Origin of the sequence: Flavobacterium sp., assembly GCF_040402955.1 — a bacterium.
In the GTDB taxonomy this organism is placed as follows: domain Bacteria; phylum Bacteroidota; class Bacteroidia; order Flavobacteriales; family Flavobacteriaceae; genus Flavobacterium.
This window is the reverse complement of record NZ_JBBALQ010000043.1, coordinates 1-1,908: the sequence shown is the minus strand read 5'-3', so window position 1 is coordinate 1,908 and position 1,908 is coordinate 1. Positions and strand designations below refer to the sequence as shown.

Genomic DNA, 1,908 nt, shown 5'->3' with positions numbered 1-1,908 from the left:
CACAAAACAGAAGAAGTGAATTCTTAATCATCAAAAAGTAAGTTAAGAACACCAAACTATTTAATAAATCAAAAATCGCCTCAATATTGAGGCGATTTTTTTGTGTATTTAATTTTCGTTTTTATGATAATCGGAAGTGTAATATAATTTAACACTTGGATATTTTTGATGGGTCATTTGAATTGAAAATTCACTATCTGCTAAAAACACCAATTGTCCGTGTTTATCATGTCCTAAAAACTTTTGTTTTACACGTTTAAATTCTTTGAATTCTTCGTTTTTTGGGTCATCTGGAAGCACCCAACACGCTTTATAGGCTGGAAAGTTTTCGTAAGTACATTTGGCGCCATATTCGTGTTCTAAACGGTATTGAATAACCTCATATTGTAAAGCGCCTACGGTTCCAATTACTTTTCTGCCGTTCATTTCAATAGTGAATAATTGCGCTACACCTTCATCCATTAATTGGTCGACACCTTTTTCTAATTGTTTTGCTTTTAAGGGATCGGCATTATTAATATATCTAAAATGTTCTGGAGAAAAACTAGGAATTCCTTTAAAATTCATCAATTCACCTTCCGTAAGTGTATCGCCAATTTTGAAATTTCCAGTGTCGTGCAACCCTACAATATCTCCTGGATAAGAAATATCTACAATTTCTTTTTTCTCAGCAAAAAACGCATTTGGACTACTAAATTTCATATTTTTCCCTTGTCTAACATGAAGATAAGGTTTGTTTCTTTCAAAAGTTCCCGAAACAATTTTAATAAATGCCAATCTGTCGCGATGTTTAGGATCCATATTGGCATGAATTTTAAACACAAAACCGCTCAATTTTTTCTCATCAGGTTGCACCAATCTGGTATCCGATTCTTTAGCACGTGGCGTAGGAGCAATATTGATAAAACAATCTAATAATTCGCGAACGCCGAAATTATTTAAAGCCGAACCAAAAAACACAGGCTGTAATTTTCCAGCTAAATACGCATCTCTATCAAATGAAGGATATACTTCGGTAATTAATTCTAATTCTTCTCTAAGTTTGTTGGCTGGTTTTTCACCAATAATTTTTTCTAATTCCGGATTCCGGATATCTGAAAAAGCTATGGTTTCTTCAATATTTTTTCGGCTATCACCTTCAAATAAATTAATGTTTTTCTCCCAAATATTATAAATTCCTTGAAAATCATAACCCATACCAATTGGAAAACTCAGGGGCGTAACATGCAAACCTAGTTTTTGTTCCACTTCGTCCATTAAGTCAAACGCGTCTTTCCCTTCACGATCCAGTTTGTTGATAAAAACAATCATTGGAATGTTTCTCATTCTACAAACTTCCACTAATTTTTCAGTTTGTTCTTCCACACCTTTTGCGACGTCAACCACAACAATAACGCTATCTACAGCAGTTAATGTTCTAAACGTGTCTTCCGCAAAATCCTTATGACCAGGTGTATCTAAAATATTTATTTTTTTTTCTTTGTAATTGAAAGCCAAAACGGAAGTTGAAACCGAAATACCACGCTGCCGTTCAATTTCCATGAAATCGGAAGTAGCACCTTTTTTTATTTTATTACTTTTTACAGCACCAGCTTCTTGAATTGCACCTCCAAACAACAACAGTTTTTCTGTTAATGTTGTTTTTCCAGCATCTGGATGCGAGATGATTCCAAAAGTTCTTCTACGGGCAATTTCTTTTTCGAAACTCATGTGTATTAATTTTTCGCAAAAATACTATTTTAAATACTATTTTTCATAGCGATATGGTTTTATTGTAATTTTGGTTACTATAGTAATAATAAAAAATCCTTAAAAAAAACTATAAACTAGCTAATTAAGGATTTTTAAAGTACACTGCATATTCCGGTGATATTGACCACCCAATTCCAATTTAAAGTGACCACCTGA

The 1,908-nt window shown here is 33.1% G+C and carries 1 protein-coding gene; it reads right to left on the bottom strand.

The features are described from left to right. Nucleotides 1–108: 108 nt before the first annotated feature. A complete protein-coding gene (locus ABWP78_RS09775) occupies nt 109–1,710 on the bottom strand; it encodes a peptide chain release factor 3 (protein ID WP_353171057.1) in 1,602 nt (533 codons plus the stop codon). Nucleotides 1,711–1,908 lie beyond the last annotated feature (198 nt).